Origin of the sequence: Vibrio sp. HENC-03 (assembly GCF_000305755.2) — a bacterium.
Classification (GTDB): domain Bacteria; phylum Pseudomonadota; class Gammaproteobacteria; order Enterobacterales; family Vibrionaceae; genus Vibrio; species Vibrio owensii.
Map to the genome: position 1 here is coordinate 1,047,992 of NZ_JH976064.1, position 360 is coordinate 1,048,351.

Here is a 360-nt window from a genome sequence, read left to right on the forward strand (position 1 = left end):
TACTAAAACTTAGTCTTACTTATATAATGCTAGGTTTAGTTTTGCCTTTAGATTTTTTAAAATCTAAAAACAGTAAGCAAGCCTGGCGATGTCCTACTCTCACATGGGGAAGCCCCACACTACCATCGGCGCTAATTCGTTTCACTTCTGAGTTCGGAATGGAAGTCAGGTGGGTCCAAATCGCTATGGTCGCCAAGCAAATTCTTGCTTTTACTTTCAGCTTTTTCTAAAAACTGAAGGCAAAAAATCTGGAAAGCTGTTTTCAGTTCTTACACATTCAATTCTGTTCTTGCTTTGAGTCCATCAAAACCCCTTGGGTGTTGTATGGTTAAGCCTCACGGGCAATTAGTACAGGTTAGC

The 360-nt window shown here is 40.3% G+C and carries 1 rRNA gene; it reads right to left on the reverse strand.

Annotation, left to right across the window (positions count from 1 at the left end):
• Positions 1-80 precede the first annotated feature (80 nt).
• Positions 81-197: ribosomal RNA gene (gene rrf, locus VCHENC03_RS18650) — 5S ribosomal RNA — on the reverse strand.
• Positions 198-360: the final 163 nt, after the last annotated feature.